This is a genomic window from Thermosynechococcus sp. M3746_W2019_013 (assembly GCF_015296045.1).
Lineage (GTDB): Bacteria > Cyanobacteriota > Cyanobacteriia > Thermosynechococcales > Thermosynechococcaceae > Thermosynechococcus.
This window is the reverse complement of sequence record NZ_DVDW01000029.1, coordinates 1-18,740: the sequence shown is the minus strand read 5'-3', so window position 1 is coordinate 18,740 and position 18,740 is coordinate 1. Positions and strand designations below refer to the sequence as shown.

Annotated in this window: 19 protein-coding genes; 11 read left to right on the top strand and 8 right to left on the bottom strand. The window is 52.7% G+C overall.

The genetic code is table 11. The annotated features are described in order from the left end of the window. The first annotated feature begins 241 nt into the window (after positions 1–241). On the top strand, positions 242–1,522 hold the full coding sequence (locus IGQ16_RS05980) for a glutamyl-tRNA reductase (protein WP_024124784.1): 1,281 nt from the start codon (positions 242–244) through the stop codon (positions 1,520–1,522). Between the two features lie 5 nt (positions 1,523–1,527). Further along, positions 1,528–1,902: a YraN family protein gene (locus IGQ16_RS05975; RefSeq protein ID WP_297060607.1), complete on the top strand. Its 375-nt coding sequence runs from the start codon at positions 1,528–1,530 to the stop codon at positions 1,900–1,902. Positions 1,903–1,908: 6 nt separating this feature from the next. On the opposite strand, the gene IGQ16_RS05970 is transcribed toward IGQ16_RS05975, so the two are convergent. The 5 genes from IGQ16_RS05970 to queC all read right to left on the bottom strand — a co-directional run bounded on the left by IGQ16_RS05970 (position 1,909) and on the right by queC (position 6,900). After that, positions 1,909–3,336, bottom strand: a complete 1,428-nt coding sequence (locus IGQ16_RS05970) for a mechanosensitive ion channel domain-containing protein (protein ID WP_024124782.1) — start codon at positions 3,334–3,336, stop codon at positions 1,909–1,911. A gap of 141 nt (positions 3,337–3,477) precedes the next feature. Beyond that, complete coding sequence (locus IGQ16_RS05965; protein WP_297040170.1) at positions 3,478–3,777, bottom strand: TMEM165/GDT1 family protein; 300 nt, start codon at positions 3,775–3,777, stop codon at positions 3,478–3,480. A 10-nt stretch (positions 3,778–3,787) separates the two neighbouring features. Then, positions 3,788–3,952, bottom strand: coding sequence for a hypothetical protein (locus IGQ16_RS05960; RefSeq protein ID WP_011057571.1), 165 nt, complete (start codon positions 3,950–3,952; stop codon positions 3,788–3,790). Between the two features lie 198 nt (positions 3,953–4,150). Next, entirely contained in the window at positions 4,151–6,073 is a 1,923-nt protein-coding gene (gene dnaK, locus IGQ16_RS05955; protein ID WP_024124780.1) for a molecular chaperone DnaK, read from the bottom strand. Between the two features lie 125 nt (positions 6,074–6,198). After that, positions 6,199–6,900, bottom strand: a complete 702-nt coding sequence (gene queC / locus IGQ16_RS05950; protein ID WP_024124779.1) for a 7-cyano-7-deazaguanine synthase QueC — start codon at positions 6,898–6,900, stop codon at positions 6,199–6,201. Positions 6,901–7,052: 152 nt separating this feature from the next. Between queC and IGQ16_RS05945 the strand changes: the two genes are divergently transcribed. The 3 genes from IGQ16_RS05945 (at position 7,053) to IGQ16_RS05935 (ending at position 9,391) form a co-directional block, all read left to right on the top strand. Further along, on the top strand, positions 7,053–8,087 hold the full coding sequence (locus tag IGQ16_RS05945) for a Gfo/Idh/MocA family oxidoreductase (RefSeq protein WP_024124778.1): 1,035 nt from the start codon (positions 7,053–7,055) through the stop codon (positions 8,085–8,087). Between the two features lie 277 nt (positions 8,088–8,364). Beyond that, on the top strand, positions 8,365–8,802 hold the full coding sequence (locus IGQ16_RS05940) for a hypothetical protein (RefSeq protein WP_024124777.1): 438 nt from the start codon (positions 8,365–8,367) through the stop codon (positions 8,800–8,802). 1 nt (position 8,803) lies between these two features. Beyond that, complete coding sequence (locus IGQ16_RS05935; protein ID WP_024124776.1) at positions 8,804–9,391, top strand: 4'-phosphopantetheinyl transferase superfamily protein; 588 nt, start codon at positions 8,804–8,806, stop codon at positions 9,389–9,391. 189 nt (positions 9,392–9,580) lie between these two features. Here IGQ16_RS05935 and ribBA read toward each other — a convergent pair whose 3' ends face one another. Next, positions 9,581–11,224 carry a bifunctional 3,4-dihydroxy-2-butanone-4-phosphate synthase/GTP cyclohydrolase II gene (gene ribBA / locus IGQ16_RS05930; RefSeq protein WP_157869775.1) on the bottom strand — a complete coding sequence of 548 codons (1,644 nt, stop codon included), beginning with the start codon at positions 11,222–11,224 and terminating at the stop codon, positions 9,581–9,583. A gap of 245 nt (positions 11,225–11,469) precedes the next feature. On the opposite strand from ribBA, the gene IGQ16_RS05925 reads away from it, so the two are divergent. Then, the gene (locus tag IGQ16_RS05925) at positions 11,470–12,456 is read left to right on the top strand and encodes a methyltransferase domain-containing protein (RefSeq protein WP_041429087.1); all 987 of its coding nucleotides are present in this window, start codon (positions 11,470–11,472) and stop codon (positions 12,454–12,456) included. Here IGQ16_RS05925 and IGQ16_RS05920 read toward each other — a convergent pair. Then, on the bottom strand, positions 12,441–13,076 hold the full coding sequence (locus IGQ16_RS05920) for a YqiA/YcfP family alpha/beta fold hydrolase (RefSeq protein ID WP_024124773.1): 636 nt from the start codon (positions 13,074–13,076) through the stop codon (positions 12,441–12,443). The two genes, IGQ16_RS05925 and IGQ16_RS05920, sit on opposite strands and share 16 nt — an antisense overlap. A 395-nt stretch (positions 13,077–13,471) precedes the next feature. Between IGQ16_RS05920 and IGQ16_RS05915 the strand changes: the two genes are divergently transcribed. Beyond that, positions 13,472–13,891, top strand: a complete 420-nt coding sequence (locus IGQ16_RS05915; RefSeq protein ID WP_024124772.1) for a photosystem I reaction center subunit II PsaD — start codon at positions 13,472–13,474, stop codon at positions 13,889–13,891. Positions 13,892–13,994: 103 nt separating this feature from the next. Next, positions 13,995–14,306, top strand: a complete 312-nt coding sequence (locus IGQ16_RS05910) for a DUF3181 family protein (protein WP_024124771.1) — start codon at positions 13,995–13,997, stop codon at positions 14,304–14,306. Here the strand turns inward: IGQ16_RS05910 and acsF are convergent. After that, a complete protein-coding gene (acsF, locus tag IGQ16_RS05905) occupies positions 14,303–15,367 on the bottom strand; it encodes a magnesium-protoporphyrin IX monomethyl ester (oxidative) cyclase (protein WP_024124770.1) in 1,065 nt (354 codons plus the stop codon). The two genes, IGQ16_RS05910 and acsF, sit on opposite strands and share 4 nt — an antisense overlap. A gap of 272 nt (positions 15,368–15,639) precedes the next feature. Between acsF and IGQ16_RS05900 the strand changes: the two genes are divergently transcribed. From IGQ16_RS05900 to IGQ16_RS05890, 3 genes are all read left to right on the top strand, one after another. Next, positions 15,640–16,371 carry a heme oxygenase (biliverdin-producing) gene (locus tag IGQ16_RS05900; RefSeq protein ID WP_024124769.1) on the top strand — a complete coding sequence of 244 codons (732 nt, stop codon included), beginning with the start codon at positions 15,640–15,642 and terminating at the stop codon, positions 16,369–16,371. 38 nt (positions 16,372–16,409) lie between these two features. Then, positions 16,410–17,792, top strand: coding sequence for an oxygen-independent coproporphyrinogen III oxidase (gene hemN / locus IGQ16_RS05895; protein ID WP_024124768.1), 1,383 nt, complete (start codon positions 16,410–16,412; stop codon positions 17,790–17,792). Positions 17,793–17,880: 88 nt separating this feature from the next. After that, positions 17,881–18,720, top strand: a complete 840-nt coding sequence (locus IGQ16_RS05890; protein WP_297060603.1) for a fatty acid desaturase — start codon at positions 17,881–17,883, stop codon at positions 18,718–18,720. Positions 18,721–18,740: the final 20 nt, after the last annotated feature.

The following is an 18,740-nucleotide window of genomic DNA, read 5'->3' as shown; positions in this document are numbered from 1 at the left end:
ATAGGTGTAGGACGGCCATGAATGTGAAGGTTTTCGCATTTAATATCTGCTTTTTGGTTGCTTATTGATTCTCGTTCTCAATAATAGCAGACTACAGACCAGAACTGTTGAATCCCTTAACAGAACTTAGTACCTTAGCAACTGCCCTCCTTTGGTAAAGACTTGCAAACAAGCGTGAAGAAGGCTCCAGAATCCTGATACAACAATTGATGGAGTTGCAGCCGAACATCAACCGATTCCTATGAATATTGCTGTTATTGGCTTGAGTCACAAAACCGCCCCCGTGGATGTACGCGAAAAATTGAGTGTGCCAGAGGATGTGCGGGAGCGGGCACTGCAACATCTGCGCGGCTACGCCCATATTCAGGAGGCCACGATTCTCAGCACCTGTAACCGCTTGGAAATTTACATTGTTACCAGTGACACTGAGGTGGGCGTGCGGGAAGTGCATCAGTTTCTCAGTGAGTGGAGTCACATTCCCCTGCCACAACTGCGCCCGTACCTCTTTATCCTGCTCCATCAGGATGCCGTGATGCACCTGATGCGGGTGGCTTCGGGTCTAGATAGTTTGGTCATTGGCGAGGGGCAAATTCTCTCCCAGGTGAAACGCTGTCATCAGTTAGGACAACAGTACAAGGCCATTGGTTCGATTCTCAATCGCCTCTTTACAGCGGCGATCGCTGCCGGGAAGCGGGTACGCACAGAAACCAGTATTGGCACTGGGGCAGTCTCCATCAGTTCAGCGGCGGTGGAACTGGCGGATCTGCGGCTGCAGAATCTACAAAACTGCCGAATTGCCGTTGTCGGTGCCGGTAAAATGTCCCGCTTGGTAGTGCAACACCTGATTGCCCGGGGCGTAAAGGAAATCAGCATTATCAACCGCTCCTTGGAACGGGCACAGGAACTGGCGCAGCAGTTTCCCGAAGTGCGCTTTGAACTCTTTACGATGACAGATCTGCTGCCGATTGTGGCAGCGATGGATTTGGTCTTTACGGGTACAGCAGCAACCCAGCCCCTCCTGGATCGCGAGAACCTAGGCTCCGTACTCACAGGCGATCGCCCCCTTGCCATCATTGATATTTCTGTGCCCCGCAATGTCCATGCCAATGTGACGGAATTGGCCTGCGTAGAACTTTTTAATGTGGATGATCTGGAAGCTGTAGTGGCACAAAACCAAGAGGCTCGACGCCAGTTAGCCCAAGAGGCTGAGGGCATCCTTGAGGAAGAATTAGAGACATTTTTGGCTTGGTGGCACGCCCTGGAAACGGTTCCAACAATCCGCAGTCTGCGCCAAAAAATGGAAGCGATCCGTACCCAGGAACTAGAAAAAGCCCTCTCTCGCTTGGGTAGCGAGTTTGCTGACAAGCACCAAGGGGTCATTGAAGCTATGACCCGCACCATCATCAACAAAATCCTCCATGATCCGACAGTGCAACTGCAATCCCAGCGAGACCTAGAGAGTCGTCAACGCGCTATGCAAACCCTCCAAGACTTGTTTAATCTCGAACCCATCGAAGCCTAGGGCCTATGCGCCACGTGGGTGATTGTGGGGAGGCGGTAGTTGCGGCGTGGCTACAAACTCAGCAGTGTCAAATTTTGGCTCAAAACTGGTCTTGCCCTTGGGGTGAACTGGATATTGTTGCCTGTGATCCGGAGGGAGTGGTGCTCTTTGTCGAAGTGAAAACCCGCCGTTCTTACAACTGGGATAGGGATGGCCTCGACGCTATTTCCCCCAGCAAGCAACGCAAACTCGTTTTGGCAGCCCAAGCATTCCTAGAGTCTCAGCCCCAGTGGCAGGAGCACCCCTGTCGCTTTGATGTGGCCTTGGTGCGACACCAAAGGGGTGCCTATTGGCTCCATTGCTACCTGGAACAGGCCTTTACCTTAGACTCAACCGCGTGAAGCCATTTACCAGCTCAGCAGTTTTTGCAGGCGATCGCGAATCCAGTTCATCGGCCGACTTGGATCCGACTCTTGGCGACTCAGTTCCTGAAGCTCCTGTTGATGTTGCGCCAGCACATCCTGGCGGCGGGCGATCGCCACCGCAATATCCTCAGCCAGGAAAGGATGTTCCTTGAGCAACTGTTCAAATCCCTCCCGCGGCAGGACAAACAATACCGTATCCGTCATTGCCATCATTGTTGTTGGGCAGGCCACCCCCAGCATTAGGGGCAGTTCGCCAAAGTGCTCCCCGGGATTAAATCTCATCATCGGCTTCAGTTCCCCATCCTCCTCATAGACCGCTGCCATCTGCCCCTGTAATACGATGTAGAAGTTGCTGATCGGCTCCTGAGCACGGAACAAAATTTCCTTCGCTCTCAGGTGCTTGCGGTAGCCCGATTCAATGAGAAAGCGTAATTGCAAATCATTCATGCATTGAAAATAGCTCACCTGCCGAAGCAGCGACCTTAAGGAGGGCGTTGCTGGTGCCAAGGGCATGCCTACCGTTTCGGCTGGTTCAGAAGTAACAGAGAGCGTTGGTGCATTGCGAATCCACAGATCTCGCTGTGGGAAAGGAATCGAGATATTGTGCTGCCGAAAGTAGTAATCAATCTTGAAATTGAGACTGCTTTTGATGAACACTCGCCGCTCAATGGTCTCCGTCCATACCCAAAGCTCAAACTTAAGGGCCGAATCGCCAAATTCACGGAAAATAACCCGAGGCGCTGGCTCCTTGAGGATATCTGGCTCAGAATGCGCAATATTGAGCAAGACCTCCGTTACTAAAACTGGATCCGTACCATAGGCAACCCCAATAGGAATATCAATGCGACCGCGGTGGGTTTCATAGTACCAATTCAATACCGGACTATCAGCAAGGTAGGTATTGGGCACTACCACATTTGAACCGTTAAAGGTTTGAATCACCGTGGCGCGCATCGAGACTTCCTGAACGTAGCCACTGATGTTTTCAATTTCCACAAAGTCGCCAACACGCACCTTGCGTTCAATCAAGAGGGTCAGACCACTGATGAGATTGCGGGTGACATCCTGCAAACCAAAACCAATCCCCACCCCCAAGCCGCCAATAATCACCGCTAGGGAATCGAGATTAATTCCCACCGCTTGCAAAACAATAATGTAGCCCAGTGCTCCCCCAGCACCACTAATCACAGTGGAAATGGCCTCGCGGTTGCCTAAATCCAGACCAAGGCGCGGTAAAAGCTGATTTTTCAGCACCCCTTTGAAAAAGCGCGCTAAAATTGCAACAAGAATGAGCAGCAGCACCACTTGAAACAGCCAACGCAGGGAAATAGTCTCCCGCCCAAGGCGAAACAAAGGTGTATCGAGAATACTAATCAACGATGACCACAGCTGAATGACTTGAGATGGCATTCTCCACAGTCTCCGCAGGGGTTCACAAACTTAGATAATGCCGAAGAGAGTCAGCGGGCTCACTGCAACCCCTTCACTTTAGCAGGGGGTGACTATCAACTCAAGGAACTCACCTAGAATCGCGATCTGCTCTCCTAGTGATCAAAGGCTTGGGTGTAACATATCCCACAATAGCCAGAGGGCGATCGCCAACAGGCTAGTGCCCGTCAACGTTTGTAATCGCTGCTCCGAGAGGTACTGGGATAGCCAGCGACCAATCCATACTCCAATCAAGCTAGTGGTCACTAAGGCTAAAGCTGCCCCCAAAAACACCAACCAAGGGGAGGCGGCGCTGGCAGCCATGAAAAATACAGCAATTTGAGTTTTATCGGCGAATTCAGCCAAAAAAACGGTTAAAAACGCAACCCCAAACTCTCGCCATGGCAACGCCCGCTTAATCACCAACTGCCCTCTAGGCGTCCGTCATTTCCTCAACGGTCTCAGTGGTCTTCGTTTCTGGGCGATTCTCCGTATTTAGACGGCGACTGTAGCGACCCGAAGAACGCTTGCGAAACTTACGAGCGTAGGCTTGGTTACGAAGAGCTTTTTCTTTCTTGGGATTGCGGCGTTTGGCCATGCTTACCTCAATGGTAGGGGTGGTCTCAGCATTCAACAAGAACAGAAACTCTATTTTATCGGAATTTTCCTCCTAGTACAAGAAGCCCCCATCGAAAAACCACCGAGCATACCGTGCCAAAAGAAAAGAGAACCCCCTAAGCCTTCACCTAGGGGGAGGAGGTGTCTGGTTCTGGCAGAAAGTTGTCAATAGGCGGGACTATTTGGTTTCCGAGAACTCGGCGTCAATCACTTCGTCATCACCGCCACTACCACTGCCACCGCCGCTGCTGGCGCCAGTTCCATCACTGGACTGAGCACTTTGATAGACACTTGAGCCGACACTGTAGAGGGCTTGTTGCAGATCCTGCATCAGCGATTTCACCCGTCCAAAGTCAATGGACTCAATGGGTTTCTTCTCCGCTTCGGTGCCGATTTCCGAGCGCAGGTTGGCAATGAGGGAAGTGAGACGGTCTTTATCACTGGTGGAGACTTTATCCCCCAACTCATTCAACTGTTTCTCCGCTTGATAGCAGAGTTGCTCCGCTTGGTTCTTAGTCTCGATTTTCTCGCGTTTGGCTTTATCGGCGGCGGCATTCATTTCTGCTTCGCGCACCATACGTTCCACTTCTTCCTTGGGCAGCGTTGAGGCGCCTGTGATGCTAATGGACTGCTGTTTGCCGGTGCCTTTGTCACGAGCGGTCACGTTGAGGATACCGTTGGCATCAATATCAAACGTGACTTCGATTTGCGGCACGCCGCGCGGTGCTGGTGGAATGCCATCCAAACGGAAGGTACCGAGGCTCTTGTTGTCGGCGGCCATTTCCCGCTCTCCTTGGAGAACGTGGATTTCCACATTGGTTTGACCATCAACGGCGGTGGAGAAGACCTCGGATTTTTTCGTGGGGATCGTGGTGTTGCGGGGAATAATTTTCGTCATCACACCCCCAAGGGTCTCGACGCCCAGCGACAGCGGTGTGACATCGAGGAGGAGAATGTCTTTCACTTCCCCTGCCAGTACCCCAGCTTGAATGGCAGCACCCACAGCCACGACCTCATCGGGGTTGACACTCTGGTTGGGGTCTTTGCCCAATAGCCGTTTGACCAGCTCTTGGATGGCGGGAATGCGGGTGGAACCTCCCACTAGCACCACTTCATCAATTTGATCCTTGGTGAGTTTGGCGTCTTTGAGCGCTTGCTCGACGGGTACACGGCAACGGTCAATCAGGTCAGAGCAGAGTTCCTCAAATTTAGCGCGGGTGAGCGTCATGTCGAGGTGCTTAGGACCATCCTGCGTTGCGGTGATGAAGGGCAGGTTGATTTCCGTTTGCATGACGCTGGAGAGTTCAATTTTGGCTTTTTCTGCTGCCTCTGTGAGCCGTTGCAGTGCCTGTCTGTCTTTGCGTAGGTCAATGCCTTCTTGGGCACGGAAGGACTCAGCTAGATAGTCCACAATTTTCTTGTCGAAGTCGTCACCGCCCAGGTGGGTGTCCCCGGAGGTAGCCAGCACTTCAAAAACGCCATCGCCCACTTCAAGGATGGAGACGTCAAAGGTGCCACCGCCAAGGTCAAAGACGAGGATAGTTTCATTGGCTTTTTTATCTAGGCCATAGGCCAAGGAGGCAGCGGTGGGTTCGTTAATGATCCGCAGCACTTCTAGGCCGGCAATTTTACCGGCATCTTTTGTGGCTTGGCGTTGAGAATCGTTGAAGTAGGCAGGCACAGTAATTACTGCTTGGGTGACTTCTTCACCCAGGTACTTACTGGCGTCCTCTTTGAGTTTGCGCAGGACTTGAGCAGAAATTTCCTCAGGGGCAAACTGTTTGCCAAGGGCGGGGCAATCCAGTTTGACGTTGCCATTGACGTTCAAAACTTTGTAGGAGACCTCGGTGGCTTCGTGGGTCACCTCGTCGAAACGACGGCCAATAAAGCGCTTCACAGAATAGAAGGTATTTTCGGGGTTCATCACTGCTTGCCGTTTGGCAATTTGACCCACGAGGCGATCGCCATTTTTGGTGTAGGCAACAACGGAGGGCGTTGTCCGAAACCCTTCAGCATTGGCAATAACCGTGGGCTTGCCCCCTTCCATGACGGCCACACAGGAGTTGGTGGTCCCCAGATCAATTCCGACAACTTTTGCCATAGCGACGAAAACTCCCTTTGCAGGCTAACTTCAATGCGGGGCACAGCACCCATATTGGGCTTAACCCTCTCTTCTTCCTATAGTGCGATCGCCCCTGCCATGAGCAAAAGGGGGATTTACCGAACCTACAGCGGGGGGTGAACTGCGTAGGGCAAGGGATCTACTAAACCTAGTTCGGCAAAGGCCGCTAAACGCAACCGACAGGCATCACAGCAACCACAGGCCTGTTCGCCATTGCTGTAACAAGACCATGTTTTTTCCCAGGGAACACCATACCCATGACCTAGGCGAATGATGTCTTTTTTGTGAAGTTCAATGAGGGGGGTGACAATTTCAATCGGCTGGCCTTCACGCCCCTGTTTGGTACCGAGGCGATAGACCTCCTGCATCGCGGCAATATAGTCAGGGCGACAGTCGGGATAGCCAGAGTAATCGAGGGCATTAACGCCAATATGAACGGTTTGTGCCCCTAGGGCTTCGGCATAGGCGAGGGCAACACTCAGGAAAATTGTATTGCGGGCGGGGACATAGGTGACGGGAATCTCTTGGCTCATGGTGGCCAGATCGCGATCGCGGGGCAGGTCAATGCTCAAGTCTGTCAGAGCCGATCCCCCCCATAGGCGCAAATTCAGGGGAAGGATTTGATGCTCAACAACCCCAGCAGCGGTGGCAATGGCAATCGCTGCTTCCAATTCCCGCCGATGGCGCTGCCCATAGTCAAAGGAGAGAGCATAGCAAGCATACCCCAGTGCCTTGGCACGAAATAATACGGTGCTGGAGTCTAAGCCCCCTGAGAGCAACACAACGGCCTTTTGTGTCGTCGTCATACCTGTCTATCAAGAACTTTACATTTGGTAATGCTGTGGTAGCATCTTTCTGAAAATGTTCATTCTGTGAACTCTGTGGGTTTTTACCTACGGCGGGCGATCGCCAACACCAAACCCTTCCCCGGTTGCGTAGAGGAGTGAAATCAATAGACATGAGTTCTGCCTTCCGTCCCCAGCCCGAACCACTGCGCATTGGCGTCATCGGTGTTGGCAACATGGGTCAGCACCACACCCGTGTTTTGAGTTTACTCAAGGATGTCGAACTTGTGGGCATCTCTGATGTCAATCTAGAGCGGGGCATTGACACTGCTAGCAAATATCGGGTCAAATTCTTTGAAAACTATGTGGATTTACTGCCCCACGTTGAGGCGGTCTGTATTGCCGTGCCCACCCGTCTGCATCATGAGGTGGGGATTACCTGCCTGCGCCATGGGGTTCACGTCTTGGTGGAAAAACCGATTGCCGCCAGTATTAGCGAAGCAGAGTCCCTTGTTAACGCGGCAGCGGAGTGCCAATGCATCCTCCAAGTCGGACATATTGAGCGATTTAACCCTGCCTTTCAAGAGCTGAGCAAAGTCCTGCGCACGGAGGAAATCCTTGCCCTTGAGGCGGATCGCATGAGTCCCTACTCCGATCGCGCCAATGATGTCTCAGTGGTTCTTGACTTAATGATCCACGACATTGACCTGTTATTGGAACTCACCAATTCACCTGTGGTGCGCCTGACGGCCGCCGGCAGTCGCTCTGCCAACTCCGGGTATCTAGACTACGTGACGGCCACCTTGGGCTTTGCCAACGGTATTATTGCCACTCTCACTGCCAGTAAAGTCACCCACCGCAAGCAACGGCGCATTGCTGCCCACTGCAAAAATTCCCTCACAGAGGCGGATTTCCTCAAAAATGAGATTCTCATTCACCGCAAAACCACCGCATCCTGCAGTGCCGATCATGGCCAAGTCCTTTACCGCCAAGACGGCCTAATTGAGAAGGTTTATACGAGTAACATTGAACCTCTCCATGCGGAGCTGGAGCACTTTGTCAACTGCGTTCGTGGCGGTCAACCCCCGTCGGTGGGTGGGGAACAGGCCCTCAAAGCGTTGCGCTTGGCCAGTCTCATCGAGCAGTTAGCCCTTGATGGCCACAGTTGGGGACAGTTAGATGCCGCCTTGGCGCCCCTCATGCGTTAAGCTGGGCCACTGAGGTTAGTTAATCCATTGAAAAAATCTAATGGGCTTGAGGACTTCTGACTGGGATTGAAAATTCAGGGTGTGGGTTATTGGACGAGATGTGGGGTAGGCGTTAGGCTATCTAGGCCGGCTGGGGAATTGCCCTGAATACCTGCAAGCAACGACTTGATCCTCACTTTCCTACTGGTTTGAATCCTAGCAGCGGATGAGCTAAGCCGATCTGCGACCCTCGTTCCCTTGCGCTAGGGTAGTAAGTACACTAGCGAGGGTGGTATCAATGACGGAGATAGAAGACTGTGCCTTTTTGGCGGCCCAAGCAAAGGTCAAGTCCTATCTGGCCTACTGGTTTCAGTTGGGGAAGCGGCTTTGTATTTGGGGTGGAGAGCATACGGTGCTGCCACAACCGGTTCTTCAGGGCGATCGCTACAGTCAAGCCTTTGAGGCTTGCTGGGCCTATGTGATCTCTGGTCAGGCAGGAGAGTGCTTTCTCGAAGACACGACGGAGACAATTACCCAGCTACTGGGCGACTGTTGGGAGATTAGCCCCTGCGCCCGCTGCCAGATGCCTGTGCCCCTACCTTGTCATGGGTTGCCCCCTCTACACTGTCCCTGTGCGAGTCTAACCAATTGGCCGAATTTTGAATTACCCTTGCCCCATAGCCCAATTAATCCCCGTACTCACCTATTGTCCCTAAAAAAACGCCTCAGTCTTTAATGTGTGGGATTGTCCCCTGCCCCCGATTGTTGCCCCTCAATGGCGGGCGCCACACCCCGACCTCACCCTAGATTCCTATGCGCTGCATCTTTGGTGGCTAACACTTCCCCCTGATGTGCCCCGTGGGGTGATTCTCCGTGCCTATTTACGACGCTATCAACCTCATCTTGGAGAGAAGCCTTTGCCGCGTGCTGCCGGGGGTAAGCCCTATCTGAATGGGTTGGAGTTTAACTGGAGCCATAGTGGCCAATTGGCGGTGTTGGCTGTGAGTGGGAGGGCTCCTGTAGGGGTAGATGTTGAAATCTTGCGCCTCTGTCCTCAACGTGCAGCGATTAGTCGGCGGTTTTTTGGGGCTGCGCTGCAACAAAGAATCGTCGAGGGGGGCGATCGCTCCTTTCTCCAGGCTTGGACCTACTATGAAGCGTGGCTCAAGGCTCAGGGGATAGGGGTATGGCAGCGGGCAGCGGCTCAGCCTTTAGAGCATTGGGTAGCTAGTTTCCCTGTGGGCGATCGCGCCATTGCCAGTGTTGTTGTGCTAACGCCAACGCCGCCCCAGTGTTTCTTTTTGCGGCCAGAAGCGATGGATTGAATTGAGGTTCACACTTATAAATTGTCATCAGTGTTATCAGCGTCATCTTAGCCAAAAGCCCTGCCAGCCTCAACAGGAGTCCCAGCAGTCATGCCGAAAACGGATTGTTGAACCTTGGCCTTTTCCCAATCCCACCATCGCAGCCCTGCTGTCCATGCTCCAAGATACCCATTCATGCTTTTTGATGCTTTAACCGGTTGCTGCAGACCAGGAATAGATCAGATGAGGCTGCCACTCACTGGGAGACTGTTGGGTGTAGGCTTGGCGATCCAGATCCATCGGTAGGTTGAGCATTGGATCGGTGCCCGTGGCCACCAGAAACTCAAATCCTTTTAGCGTTGGCCATTGGCAAAATTGCCGCAGCAGGGTTTGCACCGCAAGCACATAGGGATGTTCCGGCTGCTTATACCACTGGCGATCGGCCACATGGGGCTGGTCAAAGCCAAAGTGAACAATGAGGTCAGGATGCCCAAAGATGGCTTGAGCAACGGGCCGAGCTTCTTCGCGCAACAGCAAATGGACGCCTGCGGCCAGATGACGCAGTTTTTCCAGTCGTTCGTAGCGATCGCCCGCATCCAATTGCGACTCCTGCCAGCGAAAGGCCACCGTCATCAGGTAAGTTTGCAGCAGCAGATGCCCCAGTTTCTCTGCCTTGGTCGTCAAGTAGGGGGTGTTGTAGGGGGTCGCTTCAATCAACAGGGGCACCCGATCCACCACTTCAAGGCCATAGCCCTTGAGCCCAGCAATTTTGCGGGGGTTATTGGTAATCAGGCGAATCTGCTTCACCCCCAAGTCGTTGAGGATCTGGGCGCCGACGCCATAATTGCGCAAATCCGCTGGAAAGCCCAAGTGCTCATTGGCCTCCACCGTATCCATGCCTAAATCTTGCAGGGAATAAGCACGCAGCTTGTTGACCAGCCCAATCCCCCGTCCCTCTTGCCGCAGGTAAACCACCACACCCCGACCGGCGGCGTTAATCATTTTCAGAGCCGCCTGCAGTTGCATCCGACAATCACAGCGCAAGGAACCAAGGGCATCGCCCGTCAAGCATTCAGAATGGACGCGCACCAGTACGGGTTGCTCGCTAAATGTGGCGGGATCCCCTTTGACAATGGCGACGTGCTCCGATTGATCGAGGGAATTGCGGTAGCCATAGATTTGAAATTCACCGAACTCCGTCGGTAGCTTGGCCACAGCCTCGCGGCGCACAAAGCGCTCATGTTGGAGACGGTAGCTAATGAGGTCAGCGATACTAATGATTTTGAGTTGGTGGGTGCGGGCATACTCCATGAGTTGGGGCAGCCGCGACATCGTGCCGTCGGGATTTTGAATTTCACAGATCACACCCGCTGGGTAAAGACCCGCCAACCGTGTCAAATCCACTGCCGCCTCGGTGTGGCCAGCTCGCTTGAGAACTCCCCCAGGGCGCGATCGCAGGGGGAAAACATGACCAGGGCGACGTAGATCTTGAGGTTGCGTGCTCGGATCAATCAAGGCTTGAATCGTGCGGGCGCGATCCTCGGCGGAAATACCTGTGGTCACACCCCAACGGGCACCGGCATCAACACTCACCGTAAAGGCAGTTTGATTGCTATCGGTATTTGTTGTCACCATTAAGGGCAGATTCAATTCATCGAGGCGATCGCCCTCCATGGCGAGGCAGATCAGTCCCCGTGCATGAACAGCCATGAAGTTAATCATGGCGGGGGTCACACGCTCGGCAGCCCCAATCAGATCCCCTTCATTCTCGCGATTTTCGTCATCCACCACCACAATCACTTCGCCGCGCCGCAGGGCTTCTAATGCTGATTCAATGGAGTCAAACACAGGCACATCCGCCAAGGTAGTTACTTCCAGAATTCCTAAGGCTTCTTATTACTAAGTTACAGCCTTTTTCACAACGATTGGGGGCCCGCCGCACCACTCAGTAGGATTGCACCAACTTTCCAAGATAACTTTTCAAGATAGTATTGAAGATCGTCCAATCTCCCACGAAAACCCATCCGTGGTTCTTTCCCTTGTGAAAATGCTGAAAACCTCGTCATCATAGTGAAAGGTTTCGTTAGGCAATCTGCTGCATGTCTCACTTAGGATTCATAGTGGTTATCACTGTTGGTACCTTAGTCCTGCTGGGCTTAGCGCTTTACCTGTTGTTTCCCCGCAAGTACGAGTCTGCCCGCTCCGTGGCCGAGTCCTATGACAACTGGACCAATGACGGCATTCTTGAATTTTACTGGGGTGAGCATATTCACCTTGGCCACTATGGGTTGCCCCCTCGTCCCAAGGACTTTCGCCAAGCCAAGGTAGATTTTGTCCATGAAATGGTGCGTTGGGCTGGTCTTGATCGCCTGCCGCCGGGGACAACCGTCTTGGATGTCGGCTGTGGTATTGGCGGGAGCAGTCGTATCCTGGCCCGTGACTATGGCTTTCATGTTACTGGAATTACGATTAGCCCTGAGCAGGTACGGCGGGCGCGAGAACTCACTCCTGGGGATCTGAATGTTCGGTTTCAACTCGATGACGCTCTGGCTTTGTCATTTCCAGATGCCAGCTTCGACGTGGTTTGGTCAATTGAAGCCGGTCCCCACATGCCCGATAAACAGCAGTTCGCTAAAGAATTACTCCGTGTCCTGAAGCCTGGGGGAATTCTGGTGGTTGCCGATTGGAACCAGCGGGACGATCGCCAGCAGCCCTTGAACATCTGGGAGCGGCTGATGATGCGGCAGCTCTTGGATCAATGGGCACACCCCGCCTTTGCCAGCATGGAAGGCTTTGCCGAGGCCCTGGCAGCAACGGGTTTAGTGGCTGGAGAAGTAATTACTGCTGACTGGACACAGGAAACGCTCCCCTCATGGCTAGATTCGATTTGGCAGGGAATTGTGCGGCCAGAGGGACTGATTCGCTTTGGCCTAGCGGGGCTAGTGAAATCCTTGCGGGAGGTACCCACATTCCTGCTGATGCGGATTGCTTTTGGCATGGGACTCTGCCGCTTTGGTATGTTTCGCGCCGTACGGGCGGAGATTCCCGCTGTCTCCCTTGACCCCGCCTCTCAAGTTAACTGCTGATAAATAATGGGATACATCATGCCCCAAATGGCAGGCTGTACTTCCTTGAGGGCATGATCACTGTCCAATTCTACCCGACTGACCCAAGGGCGACCTTCACAGTAGCGACGACTAGTGTCAATGGGAATCACTTCATCCTGAAGGCCATGGAAAATGAGCGTGGGCACAGGGCGCTGAAGCTGGCGATCGTCATACTCCAGTAAATCTTTGGCAAAGCCATAGCTAAGGGGCAGTAGGCGTTCTTCAGTGTAGTGATAGACCTCTAAAACCCCCGTGGTTTGCCAGCGGCGATATTCATCCCCGAGACGCGGCAGCCACTGGATAGCAAACTCAAAGGCAGGAGCCAAAAGAAACAGCTGCACCACTTGGGGATGTTTTTCGGCAAGCCAAGCAGCCGTCAAGCCACCAAAACTAGAGCCAATTAATGTGATCGGTTCTTCGGGGGTAAGCAGTGCTTCTACCTGTTCAATTTGGCGACTCAGGGTCAAGTGAAAAAAGTCCCCCTGATTGAGATCAGGAATGAGTAGCGGTTGACCAAGTTCCTCAAAGCGATCGCGAAAATACTGGGCTTTACTCGAGCGCGGCGACGAGGCAAATCCATGGAGGTAGAGATATTGCATTGCTCAACGATCCCTGGGGAGGAGTGGACATATTTTTGTTGTACTTTGTCAATAATCTTAACAAATTTCCCCTTAGCCATAGGTTGTTCAAGGGTGATCATTGGTAATCAGTCAGAATCCGGATCAAATAGCCCAATAACCCAATAACCCAATCACAATGAGTCATCATGAACGAACTGTTACAGTTTCTCACAAGTCGCATCAATCCAGCGATTTCAATGCTACGATGCCGTTGAATCTGGTTATAACCCTTTTCGCAATGGTGGCAAACGCTCAAGACTGCGAAGGCCCCCATGGGAAAGGAGTGCATCCCCTTGATGTATCCCATATACAAGAAAAGGGTTGTACCTAGCCAATCTTAAGGATAACAACGTCAGAGATTGAGGATCGAACGCATGACAACACTCACTGGGCAACCCCCGCTCTATGGTGGCAGCACCGGCGGCCTCCTCAGCGCAGCGGATACCGAAGAGAAATACGCCATCACTTGGACAAGCCCCAAAGAGCAAGTTTTTGAAATGCCGACGGCTGGGGCTGCTGTTATGCGTGAAGGTGAAAATCTCGTTTACCTTGCCCGTAAGGAGCAGTGCCTTGCCCTAGCTGCTCAACAACTGCGTCCCCGCAAAATTAACGACTACAAAATCTATCGTGTTTTCCCCGATGGCGAAACGGTATTGATCCATCCCAAGGATGGCGTTTTCCCTGAGAAAGTCAACCAAGGGCGGGAAGCGGTCAACTCTGTGCCTCGCTCCATTGGCCAGAATCCCAACCCCTCGCAACTGAAGTTCACTGGCAAAAAGCCCTACGATCCATAGGTCGGTGCTGAACGTTCTTTATTATCGCCCCCATGGTTGAGCCATAGGGGGTATTCTTTTGAGCTAACCTAGGGTCAACGGGAGTCCTGAAGGAAGGTGATAGGTGTTGAGTCGCACCCCTTTAATTGAACGCCTGGCGGCTGAAATTGGCCGTGATATTTATATGGATGTTGCTAAATGGCATCTATACCTTGGTGATGCAAAGCTAGCAACCCCTCTTGCGGAAGCCTTTTTGCCTCTTTTAGAACAGGGGGAGATGAGTTCGGCACAGGTTGCTAGCGTCTTGCAGGAGGTCTCAGTTCCCCTTGGCGGGGGTCAGCAATTCCTTTCCCTGGATCGCTTGATTCCCAAGGCCAACCAAGAATTGCTGGTGGAACTGCTCAACCGTTTTCGCCAAGAGGAGCTTGACTCTTAGTGGACGGTGCCCCATTCCTGTTGGGCATTGATGGGGGGCAGCAGATAAATGCGCAGGAGATGACCCGCGATCGCCAACTGGTGGGGAAGTTTCCGTAATGCCTTCAGCCACTTTGGTTGATGACTGGCTTCAATTGCCTGTAGTTTCTTGTTGATTTCAACACAGCGTTGCAGACGCGGATAAAACTCAGGGTGATCGACATTGAGCACCACAGAGAAAGTACGGGCCGCTGTTTCATTGGTTTTGGCAATCACCTCGCGATCGAATGCTGTGGCATCAAACCCAAGGGCTTCATAGAATTTGGCACGCTCATGCACCGTCAGCGTATGGGTGGCAAACACCGTCAGCAGGAAGAAGCGCATCCACAGTTTGGCGCCCCAGCCTTGAATCAATTGGGGTTGGGAGTGGATCAAGGCCTTGAAAATGTCGCCGTGGCGGTTTTCGTCTTGGCACCAACTTTCAAAATAGTTAAAGAGGGGGTAGAAGGAATGTTCGGGGTGCTTTTCAAGATGACGGTAGATGATGATGTAGCGCCAGTAGCCAATTTTCTCTGATAGATAAACGGTGTAGAGTACCCAGGGCAGGGGGAAAAAGGTGTAGGTGCGCGTCTTGGAGAGGTGGCCCAAGTCCATGGCATGGCCAAAATCCATCATAGCTTTGTTGAGAAAGCCGGCGTGCCGCGCTTCATCCCGCGCCATCAGGTGAAAGATTTCCGCCAAAAGGGGGTTACGATTCTTGAGCTTGCGCGAGAGTTCCTTAAAGAGCAAAAACCCTGAAAACTCAGAGACACAGGAGCGCTCAAGGTAGTCAATAAAGGCTTTGCGGGTCTCTGCATCCAAGATGTCCCAAGTGCCTTTGAAGGAGTCATCGCGGACAAAGTGATGGCGGTTGTAGTCTGCCCGCATTTCCGCCAACATCGCTTCCAGTTGTTCTTGCTGACGACTGAGGTCAAGTTTTGCTGCATGTTCAAAATCTGTTGTGTAAAAACGGGGGGTTAAAAGGTTTTCACGAATGGTTTTAACGCTCTGGCCTGAATCAGGATGGGGGGCGATCGCCACCATAAGCCTCTTACTCCTATAGAACTAAACCTATGCAGGTCATACCGTTTTACTATACTATATCCCTGAGGATGGTCAATAACCACCTTGACGATGTTGCAAAAGTAGGCAGTTTTGTTATGTTTTTTGAAGTTTCACTTGACAGCCATATGGTTAAAAAGTAATACTCGCCAATAGCCTGCCATTCTGACCCTGTTCAGCCCACGGCCATTCCCCGTTGGCAGGATAAACTTATTCAAAAAAGATTGTTAAAACCAATTTCAGGAGTTACAGGTATGACAGTCCTCTCCCTTGCGCTGCGGGAAGGAACGGCTGAGGCTCACACCTTGGCTGAGCACACCGCCTTCATGAAATGTTTTGTACGCGGGTTGATTACCCCTAGTCTCTTCCGCCAGTTCTTGGCTAACCTCTACTTTGTTTACACCGAGCTGGAGGCGGCCTTAGCTAGTGCCAAGGGCGATCCGGTGCGCGCTATTTACTTCCCCGAACTCAACCGCAGTGGCCAACTGGCCCAGGACTTGGCCTTCTACTACGGCGAGGATTGGCGCGATCAGATTACTCCCCTTACGGCCACCCGCGTTTACCTCAGTCGCCTTCATGAGGTGGCCCAAAGTGAACCTCTGTTGCTCATTGCCCATTCCTACACCCGCTATATGGGGGATCTCTCTGGGGGACAAGCCCTGAGTAAAATCGTGCGTTCGCAGTTGACGCTTCCCGAAGGCAAGGGCACCGCCTTTTACGAGTTTCCAGCACTACCGTCCCCGGAAGACAAGAAAGCCTTTAAGCAGCGGTATCGGGAAACTTTGGATAGTCTTGGCCTCGACGAGGAAGCGATCGCCCGCATTGTTAAGGAAGCCAACTTTGCCTTTGCCCTCAACTGCAACCTCATGCACGCCCTTGAGTCGGAGTTAAAAACCACCATTGGCGATCAGACGTGGCAGGCCGTGGTTATCGAGAACCAGCCCAGTCGGCGGGAGCACCCCCGTCCTGAGGCCATTGCCATCTAAGACCCACTGTTGATCTTGTTAGGAGCTTGCAAACATCCATGAGTGTGGTTCAGCCAATCCAATTCGATGGGGCACTGCTGCAAAAATACGATCGTCCTTTGCCTCGCTATACCAGTTACCCCACGGCTGCCGAATTTACTCCCGATTTTGATCGCCATTGTTTCCAGCGGGAGCTACTGCGGAGTAACGAAGGGCACCGACCCCTGTCCCTCTACGTGCATATTCCCTTTTGCCAGACCGCTTGCTATTTTTGCGGTTGCAACGTCATCGTCACCCAAAGCCAAACTATTGCCAAAACCTACTTGGATGCCTTGGCGGAGGAAATTGCTCAAGTGGCGGCACGGCTGGATCGCACTCGTCCCGTGATTCAAATGCATTGGGGCGGCGGTACTCCCAACTACCTCACGATTGACCAAGTGGAATCCCTGTGGCAGACGCTCACTCAGCACTTTGAATTTACCAACGATGCGGAAATTTCCATTGAGGTAAATCCCCGCTACATCAACCGTGATTACCTCTTGCAGCTGCGGAACCTGGGCTTCAATCGCATCAGCTTTGGCCTGCAGGATTTTGATCCCCAAGTGCAACTGGCAGTGAATCGCGTGCAGCCTGAGACATGGCTCTTTCAAGTGATGGAGTGGATCCGCGCCGCTGAGTTTGAGAGTGTCAACATTGACCTCATCTATGGTTTGCCCTATCAAACCGTCCAATCCTTTGAAGCCACTATTGCGAAAACGCTGCGCCTTGACCCCGATCGCATTGCTGTTTTTAACTTTGCCTATCTACCCAATTTGAAACCCATCCAAAAGCGCATTGACCCCACCACCCTACCCGATGGTGCAACCAAACTGACGATTTTGCAGCGGGTGATTGAAATGCTAACTAGCCAAGGCTATCGGTACATTGGCATGGATCACTTTGCCAAGCCCACCGATGAGCTAGCGATCGCCCAGGAAGCAGGGACGCTCAAGCGCAACTTTCAGGGTTACACAACACTGCCAACCGCAGATTTGATTGGCTTTGGCCTCACCTCGATCAGTATGTTGCAGGAGGCCTATGCCCAAAATCAGAAACACTTAGCCACCTACTTTAGTGATGTTGCTGCGGGTCAGCTGGCCACAGAACGCGGCATTCAACTGCACCGTGAAGATCTGTTGCGCCGCACGATCATCATGGAACTGATGTGCCAATTTACCCTCGACAAATCAGCGATCGCCCGCCAGTTTAATCTCGATTTTGATACCCACTTTGCCCCCGAGTTAGCGGCGCTGCGGGAATTGGCTGCCGATGGCCTCATTCATTTGGGGCGCGATCGCCTAGAGGTCACCCCCGTAGGACGACTCCTGATCCGCAACATTACCGCCGTCTTTGATGCCTACCTGCAACAAAAATCTGGTAGGACATTTTCTAAGGCCATTTAGCCCCCTTGCCTCTACCCTTTTCTGGGTAATCCAGAATCCTTAGATCTAAACTCGTGTCTAAACTCACAAACGGTGTTGAGGAGTATCTATGACATCATCCTTAGAATTGCAACCCCAGACCCCCCGCCTCAATTGGGGCTTTGTCCTCTTTTTAGGGGCGGTACATCTTTTAGCCGCGGCTGCTCTTTTGTTTTTCTCCTGGTCAGCATTAGCCGTCACGATCTTTCTGCACTGGCTCTTTGGCAGTATCGGTATTTGCTTGGGATACCATCGTCTTTTAAGTCACCGCAGTTTCCAAGTGCCCCAGTGGCTGGAGTACGTCATTGCTGTTGTGGGTGCCTTGGCCATGCAGGGAGGCCCGATTTTTTGGGTAGCAGGGCACCGCTTGCACCATGCCCACACCGAGGACGAGATTAAGGATCCCTACTCAGCACGGCGGGGCTTTTGGTGGAGCCATATGCTGTGGCTTGTCTATCCGCAGTCCCGGTTTTTCAATGCCGAGGAGTATGCCCGCTTTGCCCCCGACTTAACACGAGATCCCTTTTACCGCTGGCTGGATCGCTACTTTTTACTCCTGCAGCTTCCCCTTGCGCTGCTCCTCTATGGCTTAGGGGGTTGGTCCTGGCTGTTGTGGGGGATGTTTATGCGAGCCGTTTTTCTTTGGCACAGCACTTGGTTGATTAACTCTGCCACCCACAAATGGGGCTATCGTCGCTTTGAGACCGAGGATAACTCACGCAATCTCTGGTGGGCAGCCCTCCTCACCTATGGCGAAGGTTGGCACAACAACCACCATGCCTATCCCCACGTGGCCAAGGCGGGCTGGTACTGGTGGGAAGTGGATCCCACCTGGTGGGTGATTCGCACACTCCAAGGACTGGGTCTTGCCACCAAGGTACAGTTGCCGCCGCCCACAGCGTTGTCCTAATTGCCTCGGCTACGTTGGGC

Coding starts and splice junctions, on each gene's coding strand:
- IGQ16_RS05980 (WP_024124784.1), top strand. CDS start 242: ATGAATATTGCTGTTATTGGCTTGAGTCACAAAACCGCCCCCGTGGAT.
- IGQ16_RS05975 (WP_297060607.1), top strand. CDS start 1,528: ATGCGCCACGTGGGTGATTGTGGGGAGGCGGTAGTTGCGGCGTGGCTA.
- IGQ16_RS05970 (WP_024124782.1), bottom strand. CDS start 3,336: ATGCCATCTCAAGTCATTCAGCTGTGGTCATCGTTGATTAGTATTCTC.
- IGQ16_RS05960 (WP_011057571.1), bottom strand. CDS start 3,952: ATGGCCAAACGCCGCAATCCCAAGAAAGAAAAAGCTCTTCGTAACCAA.
- dnaK (WP_024124780.1), bottom strand. CDS start 6,073: ATGGCAAAAGTTGTCGGAATTGATCTGGGGACCACCAACTCCTGTGTG.
- queC (WP_024124779.1), bottom strand. CDS start 6,900: ATGACGACGACACAAAAGGCCGTTGTGTTGCTCTCAGGGGGCTTAGAC.
- IGQ16_RS05945 (WP_024124778.1), top strand. CDS start 7,053: ATGAGTTCTGCCTTCCGTCCCCAGCCCGAACCACTGCGCATTGGCGTC.
- IGQ16_RS05940 (WP_024124777.1), top strand. CDS start 8,365: ATGACGGAGATAGAAGACTGTGCCTTTTTGGCGGCCCAAGCAAAGGTC.
- IGQ16_RS05925 (WP_041429087.1), top strand. CDS start 11,470: ATGTCTCACTTAGGATTCATAGTGGTTATCACTGTTGGTACCTTAGTC.
- IGQ16_RS05920 (WP_024124773.1), bottom strand. CDS start 13,076: ATGCAATATCTCTACCTCCATGGATTTGCCTCGTCGCCGCGCTCGAGT.
- IGQ16_RS05915 (WP_024124772.1), top strand. CDS start 13,472: ATGACAACACTCACTGGGCAACCCCCGCTCTATGGTGGCAGCACCGGC.
- acsF (WP_024124770.1), bottom strand. CDS start 15,367: ATGGTGGCGATCGCCCCCCATCCTGATTCAGGCCAGAGCGTTAAAACC.
- IGQ16_RS05900 (WP_024124769.1), top strand. CDS start 15,640: ATGACAGTCCTCTCCCTTGCGCTGCGGGAAGGAACGGCTGAGGCTCAC.
- hemN (WP_024124768.1), top strand. CDS start 16,410: ATGAGTGTGGTTCAGCCAATCCAATTCGATGGGGCACTGCTGCAAAAA.
- IGQ16_RS05890 (WP_297060603.1), top strand. CDS start 17,881: ATGACATCATCCTTAGAATTGCAACCCCAGACCCCCCGCCTCAATTGG.